The 22,477-nt window shown below is 54.0% G+C and carries 20 protein-coding genes; 12 read left to right on the top strand and 8 right to left on the bottom strand.

The window, feature by feature from the left end:
* Window positions 1-105: 105 nt before the first annotated feature.
* The 3 genes from rpmE (at window position 106) to KFE80_11370 (ending at window position 2,068) form a co-directional block, all read left to right on the top strand.
* Window positions 106-321, top strand: coding sequence for a 50S ribosomal protein L31 (gene rpmE, locus KFE80_11380; protein ID UTW44973.1), 216 nt, complete (start codon window positions 106-108; stop codon window positions 319-321).
* 8 nt (window positions 322-329) lie between these two features.
* A complete protein-coding gene (locus KFE80_11375; GenBank protein UTW44972.1) occupies window positions 330-1,130 on the top strand; it encodes a thermonuclease family protein in 801 nt (266 codons plus the stop codon).
* A 221-nt stretch (window positions 1,131-1,351) separates the two neighbouring features.
* The gene (locus tag KFE80_11370; GenBank protein UTW44971.1) at window positions 1,352-2,068 is read left to right on the top strand and encodes a porin family protein; all 717 of its coding nucleotides are present in this window, start codon (window positions 1,352-1,354) and stop codon (window positions 2,066-2,068) included.
* Window positions 2,069-2,143: 75 nt separating this feature from the next.
* On the opposite strand, the gene KFE80_11365 is transcribed toward KFE80_11370, so the two are convergent.
* Together KFE80_11365 and KFE80_11360 are read right to left on the bottom strand one after the other, a co-directional pair.
* Window positions 2,144-4,657: an esterase-like activity of phytase family protein gene (locus KFE80_11365; protein UTW44970.1), complete on the bottom strand. Its 2,514-nt coding sequence runs from the start codon at window positions 4,655-4,657 to the stop codon at window positions 2,144-2,146.
* A 115-nt stretch (window positions 4,658-4,772) separates the two neighbouring features.
* On the bottom strand, window positions 4,773-5,558 hold the full coding sequence (locus KFE80_11360; protein ID UTW44969.1) for an alpha/beta fold hydrolase: 786 nt from the start codon (window positions 5,556-5,558) through the stop codon (window positions 4,773-4,775).
* An 85-nt stretch (window positions 5,559-5,643) separates the two neighbouring features.
* Between KFE80_11360 and KFE80_11355 the strand changes: the two genes are divergently transcribed.
* Entirely contained in the window at window positions 5,644-6,771 is a 1,128-nt protein-coding gene (locus KFE80_11355) for a hypothetical protein (protein ID UTW44968.1), read from the top strand.
* A 102-nt stretch (window positions 6,772-6,873) separates the two neighbouring features.
* On the opposite strand, the gene KFE80_11350 is transcribed toward KFE80_11355, so the two are convergent.
* Together KFE80_11350 and KFE80_11345 are read right to left on the bottom strand one after the other, a co-directional pair.
* Window positions 6,874-9,321 (bottom strand): FtsX-like permease family protein, encoded by a 2,448-nt coding sequence (locus KFE80_11350; protein UTW44967.1) that lies wholly within the window; start codon window positions 9,319-9,321, stop codon window positions 6,874-6,876.
* On the bottom strand, window positions 9,318-10,022 hold the full coding sequence (locus KFE80_11345) for an ATP-binding cassette domain-containing protein (GenBank protein ID UTW44966.1): 705 nt from the start codon (window positions 10,020-10,022) through the stop codon (window positions 9,318-9,320). Before KFE80_11345 ends, KFE80_11350 begins: the two co-directional genes overlap by 4 nt.
* On the opposite strand from KFE80_11345, the gene KFE80_11340 reads away from it, so the two are divergent.
* The 4 genes from KFE80_11340 (at window position 10,021) to KFE80_11325 (ending at window position 13,217) form a co-directional block, all read left to right on the top strand.
* Window positions 10,021-10,641: an arylesterase gene (locus KFE80_11340; protein UTW44965.1), complete on the top strand. Its 621-nt coding sequence runs from the start codon at window positions 10,021-10,023 to the stop codon at window positions 10,639-10,641. The genes KFE80_11345 and KFE80_11340 overlap by 2 nt on opposite strands.
* 99 nt (window positions 10,642-10,740) lie before the next feature.
* The gene (hslV, locus tag KFE80_11335; protein UTW44964.1) at window positions 10,741-11,280 is read left to right on the top strand and encodes an ATP-dependent protease subunit HslV; all 540 of its coding nucleotides are present in this window, start codon (window positions 10,741-10,743) and stop codon (window positions 11,278-11,280) included.
* A 128-nt stretch (window positions 11,281-11,408) separates the two neighbouring features.
* A complete protein-coding gene (gene hslU / locus KFE80_11330) occupies window positions 11,409-12,734 on the top strand; it encodes an ATP-dependent protease ATPase subunit HslU (protein ID UTW44963.1) in 1,326 nt (441 codons plus the stop codon).
* Between the two features lie 93 nt (window positions 12,735-12,827).
* Window positions 12,828-13,217 carry a DUF971 domain-containing protein gene (locus KFE80_11325; GenBank protein UTW46707.1) on the top strand — a complete coding sequence of 130 codons (390 nt, stop codon included), beginning with the start codon at window positions 12,828-12,830 and terminating at the stop codon, window positions 13,215-13,217.
* A gap of 35 nt (window positions 13,218-13,252) precedes the next feature.
* On the opposite strand, the gene putA is transcribed toward KFE80_11325, so the two are convergent.
* The gene (gene putA / locus KFE80_11320; protein UTW44962.1) at window positions 13,253-17,158 is read right to left on the bottom strand and encodes a bifunctional proline dehydrogenase/L-glutamate gamma-semialdehyde dehydrogenase PutA; all 3,906 of its coding nucleotides are present in this window, start codon (window positions 17,156-17,158) and stop codon (window positions 13,253-13,255) included.
* Window positions 17,159-17,289: 131 nt separating this feature from the next.
* Entirely contained in the window at window positions 17,290-18,633 is a 1,344-nt protein-coding gene (gene pepQ / locus KFE80_11315) for a Xaa-Pro dipeptidase (GenBank protein ID UTW44961.1), read from the bottom strand.
* Window positions 18,634-18,802: 169 nt separating this feature from the next.
* Here pepQ and KFE80_11310 point away from each other — a divergent pair, with 169 nt between their 5' ends.
* Window positions 18,803-19,285, top strand: coding sequence for an Lrp/AsnC ligand binding domain-containing protein (locus KFE80_11310; protein ID UTW44960.1), 483 nt, complete (start codon window positions 18,803-18,805; stop codon window positions 19,283-19,285).
* Between the two features lie 58 nt (window positions 19,286-19,343).
* The gene (locus KFE80_11305) at window positions 19,344-19,826 is read left to right on the top strand and encodes a flavin reductase family protein (protein ID UTW44959.1); all 483 of its coding nucleotides are present in this window, start codon (window positions 19,344-19,346) and stop codon (window positions 19,824-19,826) included.
* Between the two features lie 23 nt (window positions 19,827-19,849).
* Here the strand turns inward: KFE80_11305 and KFE80_11300 are convergent, their stop codons facing one another.
* A complete protein-coding gene (locus KFE80_11300) occupies window positions 19,850-20,050 on the bottom strand; it encodes a hypothetical protein (GenBank protein UTW44958.1) in 201 nt (66 codons plus the stop codon).
* 273 nt (window positions 20,051-20,323) lie between these two features.
* On the opposite strand from KFE80_11300, the gene KFE80_11295 reads away from it, so the two are divergent.
* Complete coding sequence (locus tag KFE80_11295; GenBank protein UTW44957.1) at window positions 20,324-20,770, top strand: VOC family protein; 447 nt, start codon at window positions 20,324-20,326, stop codon at window positions 20,768-20,770.
* 52 nt (window positions 20,771-20,822) lie between these two features.
* On the opposite strand, the gene KFE80_11290 is transcribed toward KFE80_11295, so the two are convergent.
* Window positions 20,823-21,776, bottom strand: a complete 954-nt coding sequence (locus KFE80_11290) for a virulence RhuM family protein (protein ID UTW44956.1) — start codon at window positions 21,774-21,776, stop codon at window positions 20,823-20,825.
* A 71-nt stretch (window positions 21,777-21,847) separates the two neighbouring features.
* Here KFE80_11290 and KFE80_11285 point away from each other — a divergent pair, with 71 nt between their 5' ends.
* On the top strand, window positions 21,848-22,456 hold the full coding sequence (locus KFE80_11285) for a transglycosylase SLT domain-containing protein (protein ID UTW44955.1): 609 nt from the start codon (window positions 21,848-21,850) through the stop codon (window positions 22,454-22,456).
* Window positions 22,457-22,477 lie beyond the last annotated feature (21 nt).

The following is a 22,477-nucleotide window of genomic DNA, read 5'->3' as shown; positions in this document are numbered from 1 at the left end:
GCGATCCATTTTTCAGGGTATACGGTGCCCGGCGCGATAAGGCCCAGCAAAGGCTGAAGTCTGAGCGACCAGGTGGCGGTATGCAAGATACTTGAGGCAATACAAATGAAAGCTGACATTCACCCTAACTACGGCCTGCTGAAAGCCACCTGCAGCTGCGGCAACGTCGTTGAAATCAACTCCACTCGCACTGGCGACATCCACCTGGATGTTTGCTCTGCCTGCCACCCGTTCTACACCGGCAAGCAAAAAGCCGCTACCACTGGTGGCCGCGTGGACAAGTTCAAGAAGCGCTTTGGTGGCCGTTCTACCAAGAAGTAAGCTTTCAGATGTTCTCTGTACTGTCTGTACAACGGGAACACGCCCAAACAAAAAGCGTTGCAGTGATTATCTGCAACGCTTTTTTTGTGCTCCTATGCAGCGGGTGTTTTGCAGAAAACAACCACTGCCCACCCTTTGCCACCACTGAAAAAGTCACCATCAAAACCGTGGTGGATGGCGACACTGTTCACCTAAACGATGGTCGCAAGGTGCGCCTGCTGGGCATTAACGCGCCAGAATTAGGTCGCAACGGAAAACCCGACCAAGCTTACGCCCGGCAGGCGACCCTTGCATTGAGGGAATTTCTAGGCAGCGGCGGGGGTTTGTTATATGACCAGGATCGGCGAGACAACCACGGCCGTACACTAGCACACCTCTACAATTCAAAAGGCCAAAGCGCCGAAGCCTACCTGTTGCGCAGCGGCCTTGCCTGGCATGTAGCCATTCCCCCGAACCTAAGCTTGGCAAGCTGCCTGAAAAGCGCGGAACAGCAGGCCCGCCACCGCAAGCTGGGTCTTTGGCAGCAGCAACGCATAACCCAAGCATCGAAAGTGGCTCAAGGTGGCTTTCAGCGCATCAGCGGCGAGCTTAACAACATTCAGTTTGGCAAACGCGGTTGGTGGCTGGATTTCGGCCCTCAGCTGTCTGTAGTGATCTACCCAGAACATCAACATCGATTTAATCGCCAACACCTATCACAACTACAAGGCCAAACCATCACCCTACGCGGTTGGGTGTACCGATCGAAAAACCCCAAATACCAGCCTTGGCGCATAAAACTGGAAACCCCTTACGGGTTGGAAAATTGAGCGGCTCAATCCACCAGCCACACCCGATTTAGTTCCCCTCTTTACCTATCTTTTCAAATACAAAACTTTGCAAACAGTTTCGGAACAAAACGTTTACACAGCGTTCTATTTTCCGAACCTTGAAGTTCACGTTAAGCGCATTTTTTACATTGCTGTTTAGCGTTTGCCATCACTTTACAAGTGGTCGTTGATGTATTTAAACCTTGTAACAGGATCTCGAAATGAAGCCTAATTTTCTAAAAAACAGCCGCAAGAAAATTCTCTTAACCGCCATTGCGTCCGGCCTGATGATCGCCGGCAATTCCGCATTGGCCAGTGATGACGAAGGCGTTTACGCCAGCATTAATTACGGCATTTATGACATCGATTCCGTGGATGCCAACAGCGACGGCCGCAACGTTGCCGCCGATTTTGACGACGACAACGGCTTTGGCCTTGCGGTTGGTTACCAGTTCAAAGGCAATTCCTGGGGCAATGTTCGCGTCGAATTTGAATACCAGAATTACGACAACGACGCCGAGGTGGTTAACTTTAACGGCAACGTATTCACTCGCGGTGCTGGCACCGTTGCCGGTGACGTAGAAGTTGATTCCTACATGGTGAACGTGACCCAAGAGCTGGCCCAGTGGGACAAATTTACCCCTTACGTGGGCATTGGCCTTGGCATTCAGGACATCGACGCCAACTTCCAGTACAACCCCACACTGGGCGCTTCCATTAACGACAGCGACACCGTGTTTGCCTATCAGGCGTTTTTGGGATTGGATTACAGCATCACTGAACCGCTGAAAGCCTTTGTGGAATATCGCTTCCAGGGTACAGAAGACGCTGACCTGACCCGCGCCGGTGGCGGCCCCGGTGGTTTCCAGCTGACGGTTCAGGATTCTGACTTCGACACCAGCGACAGCATTTTGCTGGGCCTGCGTTACCACTTCTAAAGCGGCAAAACGCGCAATAAAAAAGGGTAGCCCGAAAAGGCTACCCTTTTTGTTTTTCAGCAGTTAGGCCGATGATCAGTTGAGTATATCACCCAAATTGATCAGCTGAGTTTCACCGCTGTTGTCATCAACACCGTCGTTGTCATTCACGATAAACACATCGCCGTCCAACACCGCACTGCCTTCGATCTTCTCGTACACCAAACCGCCGGGAGCGGTCAGGTCGCCTTCGGCAATCAGGTCTCTCACCAAGGTTTTGGTAATAGTATCTCCGTCACTCAGAGCATTGACGTTAAAGCGGTACAAGCGCTTGATCGCCGCATCCGGGCCACCTTGGTTATCACGTTCTACCACCAGGAAGTCACCGCCACCCAGTGAGGTGATGTCGGACAAGCCAACCCAGCCACCATTTTGCGATGCGACCGCATCCAACGGGTAGAAGAAGAACGTCCAGGTTCCGCCAGCCACATTGTAAACACCAATACGCGGGTTGGTCTCGCCGGTCCATGCGCGTTGGAACGCCACGTAGGCAGAACCGTTGTACTCGGCCACGCCTTCAAAACCAAAGCGCAGCTGAATGTTATTGACCGCATTGGGCAGCCGCACCACATCTTCGATCACACCCTGACTGTCGGTTTTGAAAATAAAGTTGAGGCTGTTGACCGGCCGACTGGCGTCGCCCACGGTGCCAGAACCTTCAGAGGCGACCCAGAAACCACCATCGCTGGCCACGGAAATACCTTCCGGGTCAATATTGACGGTTTTATCGGTATTGATTAACAACTCCAGGTCTTCGGAATCAAACACATCCACGCGAGTGGCGTCGTCTTCCGCCGTACCATCGGCAACCGCCACCGTAGAAGTACCGGCAAACACATCATTGCTGTCACGCAGGGTAATTTCGGCACTGATGCGCGCGGGTTCTGCGCCCAGGTCGATGGAGAATATGCGGTTGCTGCCGTAGAAAGAATCTTCCACTGCGTACAAGGTGTCCTCGTTCAGACTGTCCGCCGCCAAACCCGACAGAGCACTCCAGGGGATCGGCGTACCATTAAGCCGGTCGGCAGATTCCAGAGTGGGATAAGACGCATCAGAGTTGGTGTAGTTGTAAATATTCAGCACCGAACGAATCTTGTCGCCGCGATCGTCTTCTTCACTGGCTACTACCAGCAAGTTGCGAGACGGAATCGCCAGTGCCCCTTCCGGGCCAGCGCCCGTAGGCAAGGTTTGCTTGTACACCGGATTGGCAGGGTCGGCCACATCGTAAACAAACACCAGGCTGGAACGCTCAGAGTTAACAAACAGCAAGCGGCTGTTGCCGTAAACGCCCACTTCGACGTTTTCCGGTTCGTTGCCTTTGTTGCCAGAGCGATCATCCGGGTAATGACCAAAGCGCACTGCCATATGATCCAGGCTGTTGCCAGAGGTAAACACCACATCACCGTTGGTGTTGAATACGGTAAAGCCGCGGCTGCCGCCATCCAGGTCACCTTCATCGGCGGTGGCAAAATAGTTGCTGTTGATCCAGGCAACACCATCCGGCTCACGCACTACTGCGCTTTGGGATTCAGTCAGGGAAATAATCGCCGGGTCTTCTTCGGTGGCATCAATCTGATCGAGATCCACACTGCCCGCAGAGAAGTCATTAACAATGCTGCCGTCAGCCAGGTTAACCAGAACGATGTGGTTGTTCTCCTGAAGAGTCACCACGGCAATATTATTTTCGTTGATATCTACGTATTCCGGCTCTGGGTCACCGGGAAACAGATCGGCGACGCCGGTGAGATCAACAGTACTCGCAGCCCAGGTGGATGGATCACCGCTCAAGCTAACGATCACCAAGCTTCCCGCAGGAGCCTGCGGAGGAGCGCCATCACCCAGGTCTTCATCGCGCTCATTTTCAATCACGACCGCAGCAAAACTGCCGTCCGGGCTCACCGCTACCGAATCCGGCTGACCACCCACATCGATAGAGCGTATGGAAGTGCGTGTGGCGATATCGATCACATCCAGTGTGCCGGACACATTGATAAAGTCCGTCGAGGTGTTAACACCCACAATGGCGTTGTCGCCAACCACCGCTACCGAAGTCGGCTCACCGGCCAGACCCAGCAGTCCCAAACCCAAAGGGGCATCGGGGTTGCTAATGTCGACAAAACCCACTTGATCTTCCGGGCTGTCGGTATACACCAACGTCATGCCGTCAGTACTGGCGGCTACGATCTCTGCTGCGGTTTCTGTGTCGGTATCACAGCTGGCATCGGTCAACGTACAGATCGGGAACGACGCGATGCGATTAAAATTTTTACTGTTATCCAATACTGCGGCGTTACACACAAAAGAGGTATCGTCGATTTCCCCACTGTCCAGCGCGCCGTTGCTGTTGTCGTCAACACCGGAATCAATCTGCACACCACCGGCGAAGCAGTTGCTGTTGCCTTGCAGCAACGTGGTTTGCTGTACCAGGCTGGTAAGGCCATTGGTGCCGTTCGTGCCATTAGTTCCATCTGCACCGTCGTCACCATCGCAAGCAACAAGCCCGGCACAGGCTAACGCCAGCAGCGAGCTTTTAAACAAACTGTTAGACATGAAAGAGTTCCCCTATCTGTGTGGTTAAGAGGGGGAACTATTGATCAGAAAAATGACCTGGAGGTGACAAATAAATATCCGTGGAGTGACAGTTATATGACTGCCCGGTGTCTGTCTAAACAAACACTTCCTGCAAAAACTGACCGGTAAGGCGATTAAAAATATCCGGCTTTTCCGCGTGCAGCCAATGGCCGGTACCGGCAATCATTTTGAAACGTTTATTGGGGAAGAACTGATTGATGGCATCGGCGTGCTCAGCGGTGATGTAGTCGGAACTTTCACCTTTAATAAACAGCGTCGGGCACTGACTTGCGCTGCCTTCCGGTGCCGCCAATATTTGTGGGTAACAAGACAATACCGCTGGCAAGTTCAAGCGCAGTGCAAATTGCTGGTGTTCATTGCGGTAGAGATTTTTGAGCAAGAACTGGCGAACACCGGGCTCAACCACGTACTCCGCCAGCTGTCGATCTGCCTCAGAGCGATTGGACACCTGATCCAGACGCAAGTTCTGTAACCCTGCCAACACCGCATCGTGGTGTGACCGGTAAGCCACTGGGGCGATATCCGCCACCACCAGTGCCGCCACACGCTCATTCCCGTGTAACGCCAGTTGCATAGCAACTTTGCCACCCAGGGAGTGACCGACGATGGCGGCGTTTTCGATAGTATTGGCTTCCATGTACTGAGCTACGTCGCTGGCCATTTCTGATAACGTCATGCTGTCGCTGCGCCCGGAGCGACCGTGGTTGCGCAAATCCAGACGGTGCACCCGATACTGGCTTTCCAGATACTTGCCCAACTGCCCAAGGTTGTCTGACATACCGAACAAACCATGAATCAAAACAACCGTTTGCGAGCCATCACCGGCTATTTGGCTATGCAGGTTTACTGTGGCGGACATAATGGGCTTCCTGAAGTCTGTGTCAAAAAATGCTAAGGTCTAACACGCTATTTTAGCAACCGTCCGAAGCCTTGAGGAGTTTGCAATGCCCCACAGAGTCCATCGTTTTGCCTATTTTGTGTTGAGCCTGGCTCTGTTGTGCAGTGGCTGCGGTGGAGGTGGCGGCGGTTCCACCCCTACCCCCCCGAGTCCACCACCTGCACCAGCACCACCCCCATCTCCGCCATCTCCGCCACCGGCGCCCACGCCACCCGTGCAAATGGGCAGTCTGGAAGCAGAATTGGTTGCCATTGAATACGGCACCGCCAACGACAATCAGTGGCAGCGCCCCAGCAGCCAGATTCGCAGCACGCTGGCCTCGGTGATCGACGAAATCATCAACCAGCGCATCGATGACGCCCACACTGAAGCCCTGACCATAGGCTACGAAGTGGTGGTGTTTACCGATACCGACGTCACCCCAAACCGGGTTCACCATATTCTGCGTGAGGTACAGCAGGTGCCCGCCAGTGCGTCTACCGGTGGTGGCACATATGTGTTCGACAACAACGGTCGGGATTTGGTGATTGAGTCACCCCACCCTCTGTCGGATATCAACACGGAATTACAAGGCATTGAGCTGTATCTGGCCACAGGGGCGAAGGCGCTGCTGCTGTCGGGCACTCGCCGCGACAGCTCAACGTCCGTTGGCACCTGTCAGGCGGGCTTTGCCGACTCTGATGCCTCCCACAATATCGAGCACCTTTTTCAGGTATCCCACGAAGCTCTGGACAGCGGTGACACTCTGTTTTTACAGCTGCATGGATTTGGCAGTTCCACCAGAGCTACCCTGCAAAGCCAGTGCGACCCAACCGCCAATGCCTTTTTGGTGAATTTAAGTGAGAGCGTTAACGATCTGTCCGACCCAGTTTTGGGTGGATTTATTCATGAGTTGGATGCACAGATTATGGCCGGCGGCAGCATTACCTCCTGCCTCTATTCACCCAGCCAGGACGTGGACATCAACGATCGATTTACCTCCAGCCTGGGAGGCACACTCAACACCCAGGGGCGTTTTAACAACAGTTCACCAAGCCTTTGCGACCAGCCCGCCACTGCCAATAGCCGACGCTTTATTCATATTGAACAAAGTTTTGATATTCGTATGGGTCAGGGGGATCGAGCGATTATGAACGGCCATATTGTGGATGCGGTGGAGACGTTTTTTCCTTAACAGCTGCGGGCTTCGCGCTACGGGCGGCGAGCTGATCCAGCGAGTTTCAAGCTGAGCACGTAAAAGCAATTACGCGCGATCTGCTCGAAGCCCGAGGCTGAACTACAACAACGCCCTGGGCGACACTTGCAATACTTTGCGGGTACTCAGGTAACCGCACAAGCCGGTGATACTACCTAGCAGCAGCGGCAGTAACAGCCAGAGCAACAAGCTGCTTTGGTAGCTGATATCAAACACCCGCTGATACAGCTGTTGGCACGCCAGTTCCACACCCAGTGCGGCAAACACCCCTGCGAGCACACCCAGCAAACTGTATTCCGCCAGTGTGGCAGAACGCAGATAGCGGCGGCTGGCGCCAAAGGCACGCATTAATGCCCCCTCTCGCAAACGTTCGTCCAAGGTGGATTGAATCGATGCCAACAGCACGGTGACACCGGCCACCAAAACGAATAACAGCATCAGTTCTACCATCAGCGATACCTGCCCCAACATCTGCCTTGCCTGACGCACAATGGCATCGACCTCGATCAGCGATATGGACGGGAAGGCCTTGAGCAAGTCCAGCAACAGAGGTTGCTGCTGTTCCGGCAAACGGAAACTGGTGAGGTAGTAGGCGGAAAAATCTTCCAGCACACCGGGCTGGAAAATAATGTAGAAATTGGGAGAAAACGATTGCCAGTTCACCGTGCGCAGGCTGGTCACTGTGGCACTGATTTGGGTACCGGCAATGTCGAAATTCAGGGAGTCCCCCAGCTGAATGCCCAGCCGTTCTGCCAAGTCTTGCTCCACCGATATTTCCGGCTGAACGGATTGGCTACGCCACTCGCCGCTGACTATTTTGTTGTTCTCTGGCAATTGTTCCAGCCAGGTAAAATTCAGCTCGCGGTTGGGGGCAGAGTTATCCTTGCCCTCTTCTCCCTCCCACAACAGGCGACCGCGAACAATGGGGTACAATTTGGTTTCCAGGCCGGCGTCAGCCAGCTGTTGCTGAAAAGCCTGACGTTCAAACGGCTGGATATTAAACACGAACTTATTGGGCGCATCCTTGGGCAGCTGCGCCTGCCATTCGTTAACCAGGTCTGTGCGCAGCAGCACCAGAATCACCATCACCATGGCGGTCAAACCAAAAGCCAGAAGCTGGCCGGTGGTGGTGCCGGTATGGCCGACCAGATTGCGCAAACTGCGCAACCACAGTTTGCCTGCGGCCGCTGACGCCGACAGCGAACCCCTCAACCAGCGCAGCAGTACAAATACCAAAGCCCCTAGAACACCGATGGCTACCGCGGCCACACAGAGGATTAACAGCACTTCGGCAATGTTGTCGAACAGCATTAATAACAGCCCCGCCAGTGCTCCAAACGCGACGCCGTAAACCAGCCAGGCGGATGGCGGCACCGGGGTTAACTCGCGGCGAAACACCCGCAGTGGTGGAATGCTTTTGAGGCGCAGCACCGGCGGCAAAGCAACACCCAGCACCAACAGTAATGCGGTGGCAATGCCGGTGAAATAAGGAGCAGCACTGGCTACAGGTACCTGGGTGGTCAGCAAGCTTTGAATCACATCCAACAAACCCAGGTGAACCAACCAACCCAACACAGTGCCTATGGCGCCCGCCAGCAGAGCCAGCAGCAATAACTGCCAAACATACAGTTTGACCAATGCCGCTTGCTGAAGCCCCAAGCAACGCAGCAAACCGCTGACATCGAAATGCCGTTCGCTGTAACGCCGCGCCGCCATGGCGATGGCAACCGCCGCCAAAAATACCGTCAGCAGCGCCGATAGCCCGAGAAACTGCTCCGCCCGATCAGCAATATTACCGGTGCGGCCACTGGCCCCCCGTGCCGAACGAAAGCGGTGCCCTGGCCCCAGCTGTGGTTCCAGCTGAGCACGCAGCTGCTGGCTGCTATCGCCAGCAAACAGGTAGCTATAGGTAATACGACTGCCCGGCTGAACCACTTCTGTGGCGGCCAGATCTGCGGCGTTCATCAATACCCGGGGGTTGAAGTTGAACAGGCCACCCACGCTGTCGGGTTCGTAGGTCAATATGCGGTCGATGCGAAACTCACTGGCACCCAGCGACACCGTATCTCCCAGCTCCACACCCAAACGGGTCAAGACCCGCACATCCACCCACACACTGCCCGGTTCCGGTGGATGGTTAACACCGTACTCTTCACCGTAGGGGCGCAACGCCGTGCGTAGCTCACCTCGCAATGGATAACGGTCACTGACCGCCTTGATATTGGTGAGCAAAAACTCGTCATTGAATGCCACTACGGTGGCAAATTCGGTGGTTTCAGCGGTATCCAGCCCCAAATCTCGCCCCTGCTGTAACCAATCGGGGTTTGGCTCGCGGCTGTTGGTTAAAATCAGGTCGGCGCCCACCAATTGCGCGCTCTGTTGTTGCAGCAAGCGGGCAAAACGGTCGGTTAACAGGTTAATGGTGGTCACCGCAATCACTGCGACGATCAGTGCCAATAACAGCACTCGCAATTCACCCGCGCGCCAATCCCGGCGCAGCATCTGGCCTGCCAACATCACCGGTTTCAAAGCGTTGCCTCGGGCTCATCATCCACCACACAACCGGCGGACAGACGTATCTGGCGATCACAACGCTGGGCCAGATGTTCATCGTGAGTGACCAGCACCAGGGTTGTGCCCTGTTCCCGGTTCAGTTCAAACAGCAACTCGATGACCTTTTCGCCGGTGGCAGCGTCCAGGTTGCCGGTGGGCTCATCCGCCAACAACAATTGGGGTGAGGTCACAAACGCCCGGGCAATGGCCACTCGTTGTTGTTCGCCCCCAGACAATTGCGCCGGGGTATGACTGAGGCGATCCTGCAAGCCCACCCGTTGCAACAACTGGCGACCTTGTTCAGCGCCACTGGCACCGCGCAATACTTCTATGGGCAAGGTGACATTTTCCAGAGCAGTGAGATTGGGCAACAATTGAAACGACTGAAATACAAAGCCCACCAAATCGGCACGCAGGGCCGCACGGCCGTCTTCATCCAGCTCAGCAAGAGACTGCCCGCACAGTGCTACATCGCCACTACTGGGCAGGTCCAGCCCCGCCAGTAAACTCAGCAACGTGGACTTGCCAGAACCAGAGACACCGACCACCGCCACTGTCTCTCCACTCTTGATGGCGAAACTGACATCATTGAGAATGGTCAAAGGGCCATCCCCGGTAGGAACTACTTTTCTGAGGTGACTGGCATTAATAACTGCATCGGTTTGTGAATTGCCCATGAAGAAAGTCTTTTTTTCCGTAATTTTTTTATTGGTAGCGTCACTGTCTGCCACTGTCCCCGCGCAATCCATTTTGGTGTTGGGGGACAGTCTCAGTTCGGCCTATAACATGAGTCAGCAGCAGGGCTGGGTCAACCTGCTGCAACAAAAATTGACAGACGAATACCCCAGTGGCAATTACCGGGTTATCAACTCCAGCACCAGCGGTGACACCACCGCAGGGGGCCTCAACCGCCTGCCCGCGATGCTGAGCCAACATCAACCTGCGGTGGTGATTATTGAGCTGGGCGGCAATGACGGTTTGCGCGGCTTATCGTTAAAACAAATGCGCAACAACCTGAGCCGTATGATCGAGTTAAGCCAGGAAAACAACGCCCAGGTGATTCTCGCCGGCATGCACATTCCCCCCAACTACGGCCAGCGCTATACCCAGCAATTTCACCAGGTGTATCAAGATCTGACCAGTGACTACAACCTGAGCCTGATTCCCTTTCTGCTGGAAAATGTCGGCGGCGTCAGTGAGTTTATCCAGGCGGACGGTTTGCACCCCAATGCCAAAGCGCAGCCGGTTATTCTCGCCAATGTGTGGCCGCACTTGGAGCCGTTAATAGAGCATTGAGGTATTCATTCCCGCGCAGGCAGGAATGACGAGCCCAGTTGAATTTCCCATATTCACCCCCAAATAGTCTCCATCACAAACTGACTGGAGCAACACCACGTGGAACAGTATCGTGGCACCACTATTCTCTCCGTGCGTCGTAACGGCAAAGTCGTTATTGGCGGCGATGGCCAGGTAACTCTTGGTAACACCGTGATGAAAGGCAACGCCAAAAAAGTGCGTCGCCTGCACAACGGCAAAGTCATCGCCGGATTTGCCGGTGGCACCGCCGACGCCTTTACCCTGTTTGAACGCTTTGAAGCCAAACTTGAAGAACATCGAGGCAATCTCACCCGCGCCGCCGTAGAGCTGGCCAAAGACTGGCGCACCGACCGCATGCTGCGTCGCCTGGAAGCGCTGATGGCCGTGGCCGACGAAACCGCCTCTCTGATCATCACTGGCAACGGTGATGTGATGCAGCCGGAAGACGATTTGATCGCCATCGGCTCCGGCGGCGCCTTTGCTCAATCTGCCGCCCGCGCCCTGTTGGACTGCACTGAAATGAGCGCCCGCGAGATTGTCGAGAAAGGCTTGGATATCGCTGGTGACGTGTGTATTTACACCAACAAAAACCGCACTATTGAAGAAATCGACTACTAAAAAATTCTGTCATTGCGAGTCGCCTCTTCTTCTCAGAAAAGGCAACACCAGCCTCTCAACGTCTGTGCCAATTTGATGAAGGTTGCTCGGCCAGGCTCGCAATGACAAACCACAGGATTACTCATTACATGTCCAATATGACCCCAAGAGAAATTGTTTCCGAACTGGACCAACACATTATTGGCCAGGACAAAGCCAAGCGCGCCGTCGCTATTGCCCTGCGCAACCGCTGGCGCCGTATGCAACTGAACGAAGAGTTGCGCAACGAAGTGACCCCAAAAAATATTCTGATGATCGGCCCCACCGGCGTCGGTAAAACCGAAATTGCCCGCCGCCTGGCACGACTCTCCAACGCGCCTTTTATCAAAGTGGAAGCCACCAAGTTTACCGAGGTGGGTTACGTGGGCCGCGAGGTGGACTCCATTGTGCGCGACCTGGTGGAAACCGCTGTTAAACAAGTGCGTGAACAGGAAATGCAGAAGGTGCAACAGCGTGCCACCGACGCCGCCGAAGAACGCATTCTCGATATTCTGTTGCCCCCCGCCCGCAGCCCTCAAGGTGAGGAAGACAAAGAATCCAGCACCCGCCAGGTGTTTCGTAAAAAATTGCGCGAAGGCCAGCTGGACGACAAGGAAATTGAAATTGAAGTGAGCGCCGCACTGGGCGTAGAGATTATGGCCCCTCCCGGCATGGAAGAAATGACCAACCAGCTGCAGGGCATGTTCTCCAACCTGGGTTCCAACAAAACCAAAAAAGCCAAGATGCCGGTTTCCAAAGCGCTGGTGATGTTGCGCGACGACGAAGCCGCCAAACTGGTGAACGAAGAAGACATCAAAAGTCGGGCCATTGAAGCAGCGGAGCAAAACGGCATTGTGTTTATCGATGAGATCGACAAAGTGGCCAAACGCGCCGACACCTCCGGTGCCGATGTATCCCGCGAGGGTGTGCAGCGTGACTTGCTGCCACTGATTGAAGGCTGCACCATCACTACCAAATACGGCATGATCAAAACCGACCACATTCTGTTTATTGGCTCCGGCGCTTTCCACCTCACCAAGCCGTCGGATTTGATTCCCGAATTGCAGGGCCGCCTGCCGATTCGCGTAGAATTGGAATCCCTCACCGCCAACGATTTCGAACGCATCCTCACCGAGCCCACCGCGTCTCTTACCGAGCAGTACCGGGAATTGTTGGCCACCGAAGGTTTGGCTGTGGCGTTTGCCGACGACGGCATTCGTCGCTTGGCGGAGCTGGCCTTTGAAGTGAACGAAAAAACTGAAAACATCGGTGCCCGCCGCCTGCACACCATGCTGGAGCGGTTACTGGAAGCGGTCTCCTTTGAAGCCGCCGACCTGGCCGCCAAAGGCGACAAGGTCACCATCGATACGGACTACGTCAATGACGCTCTTGGCGAACTCAGTCAGGATGAGGATTTGTCGCGGTTTATTCTTTAAATAAACCGCGTCATTGCGAGCGAAGCGCGGCAATCTCCATCAAGTCACTGCTAAACTGATCGAGATTGCCGCGCTTCGCTCGCAATGACGAGAATCAACATGACTCCCACTAAAATCAAGCTGCACAAAGCCAGTAACATCCTGGCCATCACCTACAGCGACAGCGCGCAGTTTGAGCTGAGCGCCGAATTCCTGCGGGTGTATTCTCCAAGTGCAGAAGTCAAAGGCCATGGCCCCGGCCAGGAAGTGCTACAGCACGGCAAGAAAGGTGTGGCCATTGAGCGAATACAGCGGGCGGGTAACTACGCTCTGCGACTGTTCTTTGACGACGGCCACGATTCTGGCATTTACACCTGGGACTACCTGTACGAGCTGGGCCAGCACCACGACCGTTTTTGGCAGGAGTACCTGAATAAACTACGCGCCGCTGGCAAACACCGAGAGGCGAACATTCAGGTGGTTCAGCTGATAGACCCCAAATGACAGACCGTTCCAGGCTGCGCCTCATCCCACTAAAGCTACACAGATTCATCCAGATTTAATAACAGCGCGTTTCCGCCCGTTGCCACAATATTTACTGTGGTGGTTTTTTCCACCGCAAAGCGCACCAAATAGTTGGGACCACCCGCCTCTACTACCATGGGTGCGATGGCGCCGCCGCGTTCAGCCATATCCCGTTGCATTTGCAGAGCCTGCTCCACCTCTCCGCGCCAAGCAATACCCGCGGTACGGAGATCAGCGGTAACCTGTTTGGTGGTATGGTCGCCCGGCAAAAAGTGCAGCAGTTGGTTGGGAATACCTGCATCCAGCAAGGCTTTCACCATTTCCGCTGCCAGCAGGGCATTCTCACTGGCGGGCTTGGCAATTACACCGTTACCGGCGGCCAACGCAGCCGCTATCTGTTCTACGAATTGGGCAACGCCTATGCCATCTTCCACCGCGCAGAAAAATACACCGCGGCCGTTCAGGGTTAGCTCGTTGGTTTCACCGGTTGGCCCTGGCAACATAACCGGAGCCTGACATTTTTCACGAGACTGCTGAGCGTAGTAGCGGCACGCTGTGGCAGCAGCTTGTTGATCGCACATGCGCTGTCCGATCAGATCGGCGGCTTTTTCCAGGATCAACGCGCGCGCATCGCCACGAGACAGATTCCACCCCAGCTGAGCATTGCTGGCCATGTCCATGGCAGCAGATACTTCCTCAGCGCCCACTTGAGTCATTTCCTGACCACCGATAATGGCGTTGGCCGCAGGTACAGCATCCCCAGGTTGCACCGGCACTTTCTCAATGCCCGCCTCGATGATGTTGATGTTTTCGCTGGAGAAACGGGTCATGTAATTGGGACCGCCCGCTTTGGGGCCAGTGCCGGAGAGCCCCTGACCACCGAAAGGGTTTACCCCAACCACAGCACCCACGGTGTTGCGGTTGATGTAGTTGTTGCCCACGCGGGTCATTTTCACCACATCGCTGGCAAAACGTTCGATGCGACTGTGCACCCCCAGAGTAAGGCCAAAACCGGTACCGTTGATTTCGTCGATAACGTTTTTAAAGTCGTCTTTATCGAAGCGAATAACGTGCAGAATGGGGCCAAACACTTCGCCAGGCAGTTGTTCAACGGTGTTTAACTCGAACAGATGAGGGGCGACAAAGGTACCGTTTTCAAAACCTTCGGGCACGTTGCAGGCGTAGTGCAGACGAGCCTGTTGTTTCATGTTATCGATATGTTGCAACAGACCCTGACGGGCGCTGTCATCGATTACTGGGCCGACATCGGTAGCCAGTTCCCAGGGGTTGCCGATGGTCAGTTCCTGCATGGCTCCTTTGAGCATGTCGATCACACCATCGGCGATATCATCCTGAATGTACATCACCCGCAACGCCGAACAGCGCTGCCCTGCGCTGAGGAACGCGGAGCGAATGGCGTCGTCCACCACCTGCTCCGGCAAGGAAGAGGAGTCCACAATCATGGAATTCTGGCCGCCGGTTTCGGCAATCAATACCGGCACCTCTTTGTCACTGGGAACACCTCCACGAGAAACCAGAGTTTTCTGTATCTCCATAGCCACTTCGGTAGAGCCCGTAAAGGCCACTCCTTTCACACGGGAATCGCTATTGAGAATATTACCCAGCACAGAGCCAGGGCCTGGCACAAAATTAAGTACGTCGCCGGGTACGCCTGCTTGGTGCAGAATTTTGATGCCTTCAGAAGCGATAATGGGCGTGGGGTCCGCAGGCTTGGCAATAACGGAATTACCAGACGCCAATGCCGCTGCTATCTGACCCACAAAAATCGCCAGCGGGAAGTTCCACGGGCTGATGCAGAAGAACACCCCGCGACCGTGCAGGCTGTGCTCTGCCACTTCACCCAAGGGGCCGGTGACTTTCTCCGGTGCCGACTCTTTGTTTATGGAGAATCGCTTGCGGGCTTGCAGGGCGTAGTAACGCAGGAAGTCCACCGCCTCTCGCACTTCAGACACACCGTCGTTAAGGGTACGACCCGCTTCATAGGTGATCACGCCAATCAGCTGCGCCATACGCGCTTCCATCATATCGGCGGCTTTTTCCAGAATCTCGGCGCGGGCTTCGCCACCGAGAGCGTCCCAGGCAGGCTGCGCGTTGTGGGCCAGTTCCAGAGCGTTGCTCACCTCCTCGACAGAGGCCCTGCGGCAGGTACCAACGACAATGGTATTGTCCGTAGGGCTCACCACATCCTGACCATCGGCGGTATTTTCTTTGCCACCGATAATGGGGCCGGTAGTCCAGGTTTCGTCAGCCATGGATTCCACCACTTGCAGCAAGCGGTTGGCCGTATCGGCATTGGCCAAGTCGATACCATGAGTATCCGAACGCATTTCCCCGGCTTGGCGAAAGATATCCACCGGCAGTGGAATAGCCCCGTGGCGCCGTGCGGAGCTGCTTTCCACATCGGTTTGCACATCGGTAATCACCTGCTCCACCGGACACTCTTTGTCCATAAAGCGATTGACGAAAGAGCTGTTGGCGCCGTTTTCCAGCAGGCGGCGCACCAAGTAGGGCAGCAGGTCTTTGTGGGCACCCACCGGGGCGTATACGCGAACTGGGGCTGGGTGGCCATCTACACCCTTGGCGAGTTGCATATGCAGCAAGTCGCCCATACCGTGCAAGCGTTGGAATTCAAAATTCTTTCCTCGAGCAAGTTCCAGAATCAACGCGGCAGTGTGAGCATTGTGGGTGGCAAATTGCGGATAGATAACGTCTTGAGCTTCCAGCAATTTGGTGGCACAAATTTGATAGCTGAGATCGGTGTTCGCCTTGCGGGTGTATACCGGAAAGTCTTTGTAACCCTCTTCCTGAGCCAATTTGATTTCCGTATCCCAGTAAGCGCCTTTTACCAGGCGCACCATGATTTTTCGGCCGGCATCGCGGGCCAGCTCCGCCAGCCAGTCCGCCACAAAGGGCGCACGTTTGCCGTAGGCTTGCAACACAAAGCCGAGGCCATCCCAATCTTTTAATGCTGGGTCACGAGCTAATGATTCAAAAATATCCAGAGAGATATCCAGGCGATCTGCTTCTTCCGCATCCACGCTAAAGCCGAGACCGTACCTTTTGGCCTCCAGTGCCAGTTCGCGAATGCGCGGTACCATTTCGTTGATGACGCGGGCTTCTTGAACGTATTGGTAGCGGGGATGCAGGGCGGAGAACTTTACCGAGATGCCATTGGCCTCGATAACATCATCCTTGTCTTCCCGCTTGCCGATTTCGCGAATCGCCTCCATATAGGCGTGAAAGTAGCGCTCTGCGTCTTTCATGGTGCGAGCGCCCTCTCCCAGCATATCGAAGGAAAAACGGGTGCCAGGGGTATTTTCTTTGCGACCACGATCAATGGCCTCTTCGATATCCCGGCCCAGTACGTATTGCTGACCCATAATTTTCATGGCCTGACGCACGGCGGCGCGCACCACGGGTTCAGAAACCCGGTTTACCAGCCTTTTCAGCCAGCTATCGGTGTTCTCGGTGACCTCGGACTCCAGGCTCACCACACGGCCAGTGAGCATCAATCCCCAGGTGGAGGCGTTAACAAACAGGGAGTCAGATTGTCCGGCGTGTTCCCCCCAGTCACCGGAAAGAATCTTTTCCGCAATCAGTTCGTCGGCGGTTTCTGCGTCCGGCACTCGCAGCAAGGATTCCGCCAGGCACATCAGCGCCACACCCTCTTTGCTGGATAGGCTAAACTCCTGCATAAACAAATCCAGAGTGCCGGCTTTATCGGAGTCTTGCCGGCAACCCGCTACCAGCTCACGGCCTTTGGCAACAACTTGAGTACGTTGAGTCTCTGTAAGCGTTGATGCAGCCAACAGGCGTTCGACACAGGCCGCTTCGTCGGCGTGTGTATTAGCACGAATACTGGCGCGTAATTCAGATAAGGGTGGGGGGAATGTGGTCATGGGCAGGCTCCGTGATTTATTGACAGCCACAGAAGCCTATTATCGAACAAAGACTAGATAATTATTCCATAAATTCAGCGTTTAATATTTTCAAAAATCACAAAAACAGCATTTAAGCCTAATTTTATTAGCTAAGCACAATCAAACGCTTTTCTGGTCATATTCTCTATGCCATCCGGTGTAACCAGGACGTTGTCTTCAATTCGAACGCCACCATAGGGCATAAGCTCATCCACTTTATCCCAGTTAATATGGCCACTGTACACACCATCTCGTACGGGTTGTAACAGCATTGGAATAAAGTAAATTCCCGGTTCGATGGTGAATACCTGCCCTACTTCGATGGTACGGGTAAGGCGCAGATGCGGATGGTGAAGCGGCGGCGGGCTGTCACCACCATCAGGGGCAAGCTGGTGCCCACCCTTGTCATGCACCTGCACACCCAACAAATGCCCCAGGCCATGGGGCAGGAAAGGTAGGGTAAGACCCAACTCCATGGCCGTATCCAGGTCACAGGTCAGAACGTCAAACTCAATTAAAATCTCACCGATGCGGCGATGCATATCCATGTGCAAATCCACATAGCTCATGCCCGGCACGATGGTGTCTATGAGCGCTTGCTGAGCCTCATCAAGAGCGCTGACCAGTTTATGGAAGGTGGATTTCTTTTTGGCCGCGTAGGTACGGGTAATATCTGACGCATAACCGTTAACACTGACCCCGGCATCGAGCAAAAAAGAACGCATTTCATCCGGTGCCTGGCGCTGCAAGCGTGTGTGGTGAAGAACGCCAGCATTTTCATTGAGTGCCACAATGGCTCCGTACGGCAAATGCTGGTCACTGCACTTCACCGCCTGAAGATAATCCAGGTGAATCTCTACTTCCGATTTGCCGGCTTTAAAAGCCCTCTCTGCGGCTTTATGGCCGCGAGCGGCAATCTCATTGGCGCGGCGGATACAGGTTTGCTCATAAGGGCTTTTTATCGCTCTCAGCCAATCAATCTGGTTCATGAGCCCCTGCGGGTTGCGCTGGGTATCGCTAAAGCCAGACATGGCGGTCATTTTGGGACCCAAATACGCCAGCCAACGAGTGTCTCTGGGCAATTGGGCGAATAGCCCGGCAGTGTCTTGGTAAGGCACCACATCAATGGCCCCATCGTATCCATCACGCAAGGTTTCCGGGGTGCTGTGCCAGTAATCCTGACAGGCTTTTACAAACAGCTTGGGGCGTACTTCATCTTCAGAAATCAGCAGGTAACAGTTAGGCCGCTCCGTCAGTGGCAACCACTCCTTGAAATAGGGGTTCACCTTAAACGGGTAATGTTGATCATCGCGAAACTGCACCAGCTCCGCCCCGGAGGAAATCAGCAAGTGCTCCCAGCCACAGCGTTCCATGGTAGTGAGAAACACTGAAAACTTGTTACTGATGTGCTGGTGAAACAGTTCAGAAAGTGGGGCTTGTTCGTTGGCTGACATACCTTCTGGCTCAAGCGAGTAAAACCCGAAGATACAAGCAAATTGGCGTGAAAGTCTACTGATATGTAGTGAGCTGTGGATTTACCAGAGCCAAACCGCTGCCTGGGCAGTGGTGATGTTGCCGATGAGAACACATACAATGATGGCTACACACAGACCAGCGATAGCTATGACTCGAAAAAACAAACCTCTGGACCGAGTGGATCTACAGATTCTTAAGCTGCTGCAACGGAACAGCAAGATATCCAACGTTGAACTCGCCGAGCTGGTTCACCTGACGCCACCTCCCTGCCTGGAGCGCGTCAAGCGGTTGGAACGTGAAGGTTATATTCAACGCTACACTTGCCTTTTAGACCCCTACAAGCTGCAAGCGGGGCTGTTGGCGTTTATTCAGGTGTCGCTGCAAAGTACATCCACCAAAGACCTGGACGATTTCAACAGTGCCGTGCGTCAAATCGACGAGGTTTTGGAGTGCCACATGATGTCTGGAGGCTTTGACTATCTGTTGAAAATTCGCACTCAGGACATGCAGTCCTACCGCCGCTTTTTGGGCGAACAACTGGCCAGCATTCCCAACGTGCGCGAAACACACACCTATGTTTCCATGCAAGAGGTCAAATCGGAAACCGCCCTCTCCCTGCCACAACTGTAGCTATTGCCATCAGCCTCAGGCACAATCCAGCCACCGTGATATCAACAATAAAAGAACGATGTCTTCTGCAGACCAACAACGACAATTGAGAAACGCCCTTGGCTGCTTTGCCACCGGGGTTACCGTTATCACCACCAGCAAATCCGATGGCACCCCTGAAGGCATGACCGCCAACAGCTTTTCATCGGTATCCCTGGAGCCGCCGTTGGTTCTTTGGAGTATCGCCAAACAATCCAGCTGTTTTCACAGCTTTACCAACGCCGAGCACTTTGCCATTCACGTACTGACCGCTGAACAACAAAGTGTGTCCAATACGTTTGCGTCCAAAGAAAACAATAAATTTGCCGCCGTCACATGGCAGGCAGACGACAATGGCACACCGCTACTAGAAGATTACAGCGCCCGCTTTATCTGCACCATGGAACAACAGCACGATGGCGGCGACCACATCATTTTGGTTGGGCGCGTAGAAGATTTTGATTGCAATGACGAACCACCGTTACTGTTTCACAGCGGTGGCTATAAAGCACTGAAAGATTAGATTATTTAACAGTGATAATTGATTTAGTGGCTATGACTTGTACGCTGCTTTGACTCTGAATCTTCTGCGGGCAGGGTTTCACCCAACAACATGCAGGCACCAACGGCCGCCACCAACGCAAAAACACTCCACAGATGTGCGTTTTTAACGCAAAGCGCCAAGCCGACGCTGGCCAATAAACCCACACCTACCGCAAGAACACACTTGGGACACAATTTAATCACACCTGCCTCCGATCACTATTAATTATATTTAGTAATTATGTTTGGGGTAATTTATACCCTGCGGACCGGAGCACGTCCTGTAACCCAATCACGGCAATTTTGCCGACCAGTTGGCAAACACTCGCCAATGGATAATGAGCGGTCGCATTCATGGTGTGAGCTGTACTCAAGTTTGTCAATATTTGCCGACGTAAGGCATCAGTCGAAACCTCTCGACGCTATTACTGCACTATACTTTCCACACCATTTAGTAATGACCAACAAGGAATCCCCATGTCTTTTATGCCCGACAATTGCCCACAACTGATGCCCTATTTAGTGGTAAAAGACCCAGAAGCCGCCATGGACTTCTACGAAAAAGCCTTCGGCTTTCAGCGAGACGGAGAGCCTTTGGTACAGAAAGGCGAAATTATTCACTGCGAAATGATCTTCGGAAGTGTGCGCCTCATGTTGGGCCTGGAAGGTGCCTGGGAGAACAGCGCTCGCAGCCCGAACAGTACCGGCGGCGACCAGGGAATTGGCCTGTTTGTGTATTGTGAAGATGTGAACAAACACCACCAACAAGCAACCGCCAGTAGCGCAGAAGTGACCATGGAGCCAGAAGATATGTTCTGGGGTGACCGCATGTACAGCGCCAAAGATCTGGATGGCTATCGTTGGAGCTTCGCTACCAAGGTTGGCGAGTTTGACCCCAGTAAATTGCCAGAGGACATGCAGTAAAGCGTCGAGCAGCGGGCTACTGGCTGCGAGCAGCTCGTCGCCCGCAGCCGAATCAATTCTCCCGGTTAATCAATCCCGCCAGCAGCGACACCACAAGATCGCACTCTTCGTCGCTGCTGCGCGCTATAAGCAATGCCATAGAAACCAAAGCGCTGTTTTGTAGGCGTCGACTGCCATCCTCCCTCTGCCACAAGCCGTTGCGCTGCAAGAACCAAGCAAACAGAAATACAGCCAGCTGTACATTGCCCTCTTCAAATGGACGACGGTGGATCACCAACCAGAGTAAATAGATCGCCTTTTGCTCAATACTGGAATAGCGGGGCTTATCAGCGCCAAACACCACCATCAACAACGCTTCCAATTGGCCCGGCTTTTCACAACCAAAACCGCCTGCATCCCCCTCTGGAAACAGTGCATCACGGAGCCAGCGAACCCCATGATCCGCTTCGAAGTAATCCAACGGCTGGGCGGCCAACATACTGGTGTTACGCAACGTCACCCGCTGGCTGTCAAATTCGTAAAGCTTGAGCAACGTCAAATGCACTGCTTCCAGCAGCGTTGCTAACTGCCCATCGCTGCTATCGGCTGCGCAAGGTGTATTGCCAACTGGCAGCCCCTCAAGAACAGAGCGTAACGCCCGCTGCGAACTGGCTGAATCGGCGAGCTGCTCCTCGCACACCGTGAAGCCTTGGCAAAGCTGTTGCTCCAACAATTCTGACGCCCAGCATCGAAACGCCTCACCGGCCTCTGAATGGACTCGCCAGGCAACCGCTAGAACCACTTGACGGCTGTAGCAATTGACCTCGCGGCGTACTTGTCGTGCCCCCTCAGTTTGTACCATCTGTTGCTTCACACAGTGGCTATCGGGGTCAAATTCGCCGGTTTTGAACAAGTATCGAATCAAATCCGCCACAATGGTGGTTTTTACCTGTAACCATTGGGCAATTTGCCGCTGGCTAAACCATTGCTGTTCGCCGGCCAAATGTTTGAGTTTCGAATACTCCATAGGTAAAGGTATAGCAGCAAATACCAAGGTCGTCCCACACCTGTGTGCAAAATCGGATTATGATTGCCGCCATGATTAAACGTGCTCTCACAATACTGGCGATGGCTACCCTGTTGGCAGGCTGTTCGGCGTATCGGCCCGACGACCCGAATGATTTGTGTGACATCTTTTATGGAGAAACAGATTGGTACGAAGCCGCCATCGACGCGAATAAGCGTTGGGGCACTCCCATTCACGTGATGATGGCGATCATGCATCAGGAGTCCCGATTCGTGCACAACGCTCAGCCCAAGCGCAAATGGTTCCTGTTTATCCCCCTACCGCGACAATCCTCTGCCTACGGATATGCCCAGGCACAGAACCCGGCCTGGAAGGATTACCGGAAAGCCACCGGCCGTTCCGGAGCAGATCGTGACGATTTTGACGACGCCATCGACTTTATCGGCTGGTACACCCATACCACCCAGCGTCGTCTGAAAGTATCGAAGTGGGATACCTACAATCAGTATTTGGCCTACCACGAGGGCAGAGGCGGCTATGCCCGCAAGAGCTACCAGAGCAAAAAATGGTTACTTGGGGTGGCCAACAAAGTGAAGCGCCAGGCCGAACGCTACAACACCCAACTCAAAAGCTGTAAAGCCAAGCTGGATGACAAGATCGACGGCTGGTGGATATTTTAAATCCAGAAACGAAGATGGTAG

It is taken from the genome of bacterium SCSIO 12696, assembly GCA_024397955.1.
Lineage (GTDB): Bacteria > Pseudomonadota > Gammaproteobacteria > Pseudomonadales > Porticoccaceae > SCSIO-12696.
Note: the sequence above shows the minus strand (reverse complement) of the source record. Positions and strands in the feature narration are given on the sequence as shown.

What these genes read in the sequence shown, in the direction of transcription:
- KFE80_11355 (UTW44968.1), top strand. Translation starts at nt 5,644, where the DNA reads ATGCCCCACAGAGTCCATCGTTTTGCCTATTTTGTGTTGAGCCTGGCT.
- KFE80_11285 (UTW44955.1), top strand. Translation starts at nt 21,848, where the DNA reads ATGATTAAACGTGCTCTCACAATACTGGCGATGGCTACCCTGTTGGCA.
- KFE80_11340 (UTW44965.1), top strand. Translation starts at nt 10,021, where the DNA reads ATGAAGAAAGTCTTTTTTTCCGTAATTTTTTTATTGGTAGCGTCACTG.
- putA (UTW44962.1), bottom strand. Translation starts at nt 17,158, where the DNA reads ATGACCACATTCCCCCCACCCTTATCTGAATTACGCGCCAGTATTCGT.
- KFE80_11360 (UTW44969.1), bottom strand. Translation starts at nt 5,558, where the DNA reads ATGTCCGCCACAGTAAACCTGCATAGCCAAATAGCCGGTGATGGCTCG.
- KFE80_11305 (UTW44959.1), top strand. Translation starts at nt 19,344, where the DNA reads ATGTCTTCTGCAGACCAACAACGACAATTGAGAAACGCCCTTGGCTGC.
- KFE80_11370 (UTW44971.1), top strand. Translation starts at nt 1,352, where the DNA reads ATGAAGCCTAATTTTCTAAAAAACAGCCGCAAGAAAATTCTCTTAACC.
- rpmE (UTW44973.1), top strand. Translation starts at nt 106, where the DNA reads ATGAAAGCTGACATTCACCCTAACTACGGCCTGCTGAAAGCCACCTGC.
- KFE80_11365 (UTW44970.1), bottom strand. Translation starts at nt 4,657, where the DNA reads ATGTCTAACAGTTTGTTTAAAAGCTCGCTGCTGGCGTTAGCCTGTGCC.
- KFE80_11345 (UTW44966.1), bottom strand. Translation starts at nt 10,022, where the DNA reads ATGGGCAATTCACAAACCGATGCAGTTATTAATGCCAGTCACCTCAGA.
- KFE80_11375 (UTW44972.1), top strand. Translation starts at nt 330, where the DNA reads ATGTTCTCTGTACTGTCTGTACAACGGGAACACGCCCAAACAAAAAGC.
- KFE80_11310 (UTW44960.1), top strand. Translation starts at nt 18,803, where the DNA reads ATGACTCGAAAAAACAAACCTCTGGACCGAGTGGATCTACAGATTCTT.
- pepQ (UTW44961.1), bottom strand. Translation starts at nt 18,633, where the DNA reads ATGTCAGCCAACGAACAAGCCCCACTTTCTGAACTGTTTCACCAGCAC.
- KFE80_11295 (UTW44957.1), top strand. Translation starts at nt 20,324, where the DNA reads ATGTCTTTTATGCCCGACAATTGCCCACAACTGATGCCCTATTTAGTG.
- hslU (UTW44963.1), top strand. Translation starts at nt 11,409, where the DNA reads ATGTCCAATATGACCCCAAGAGAAATTGTTTCCGAACTGGACCAACAC.
- KFE80_11290 (UTW44956.1), bottom strand. Translation starts at nt 21,776, where the DNA reads ATGGAGTATTCGAAACTCAAACATTTGGCCGGCGAACAGCAATGGTTT.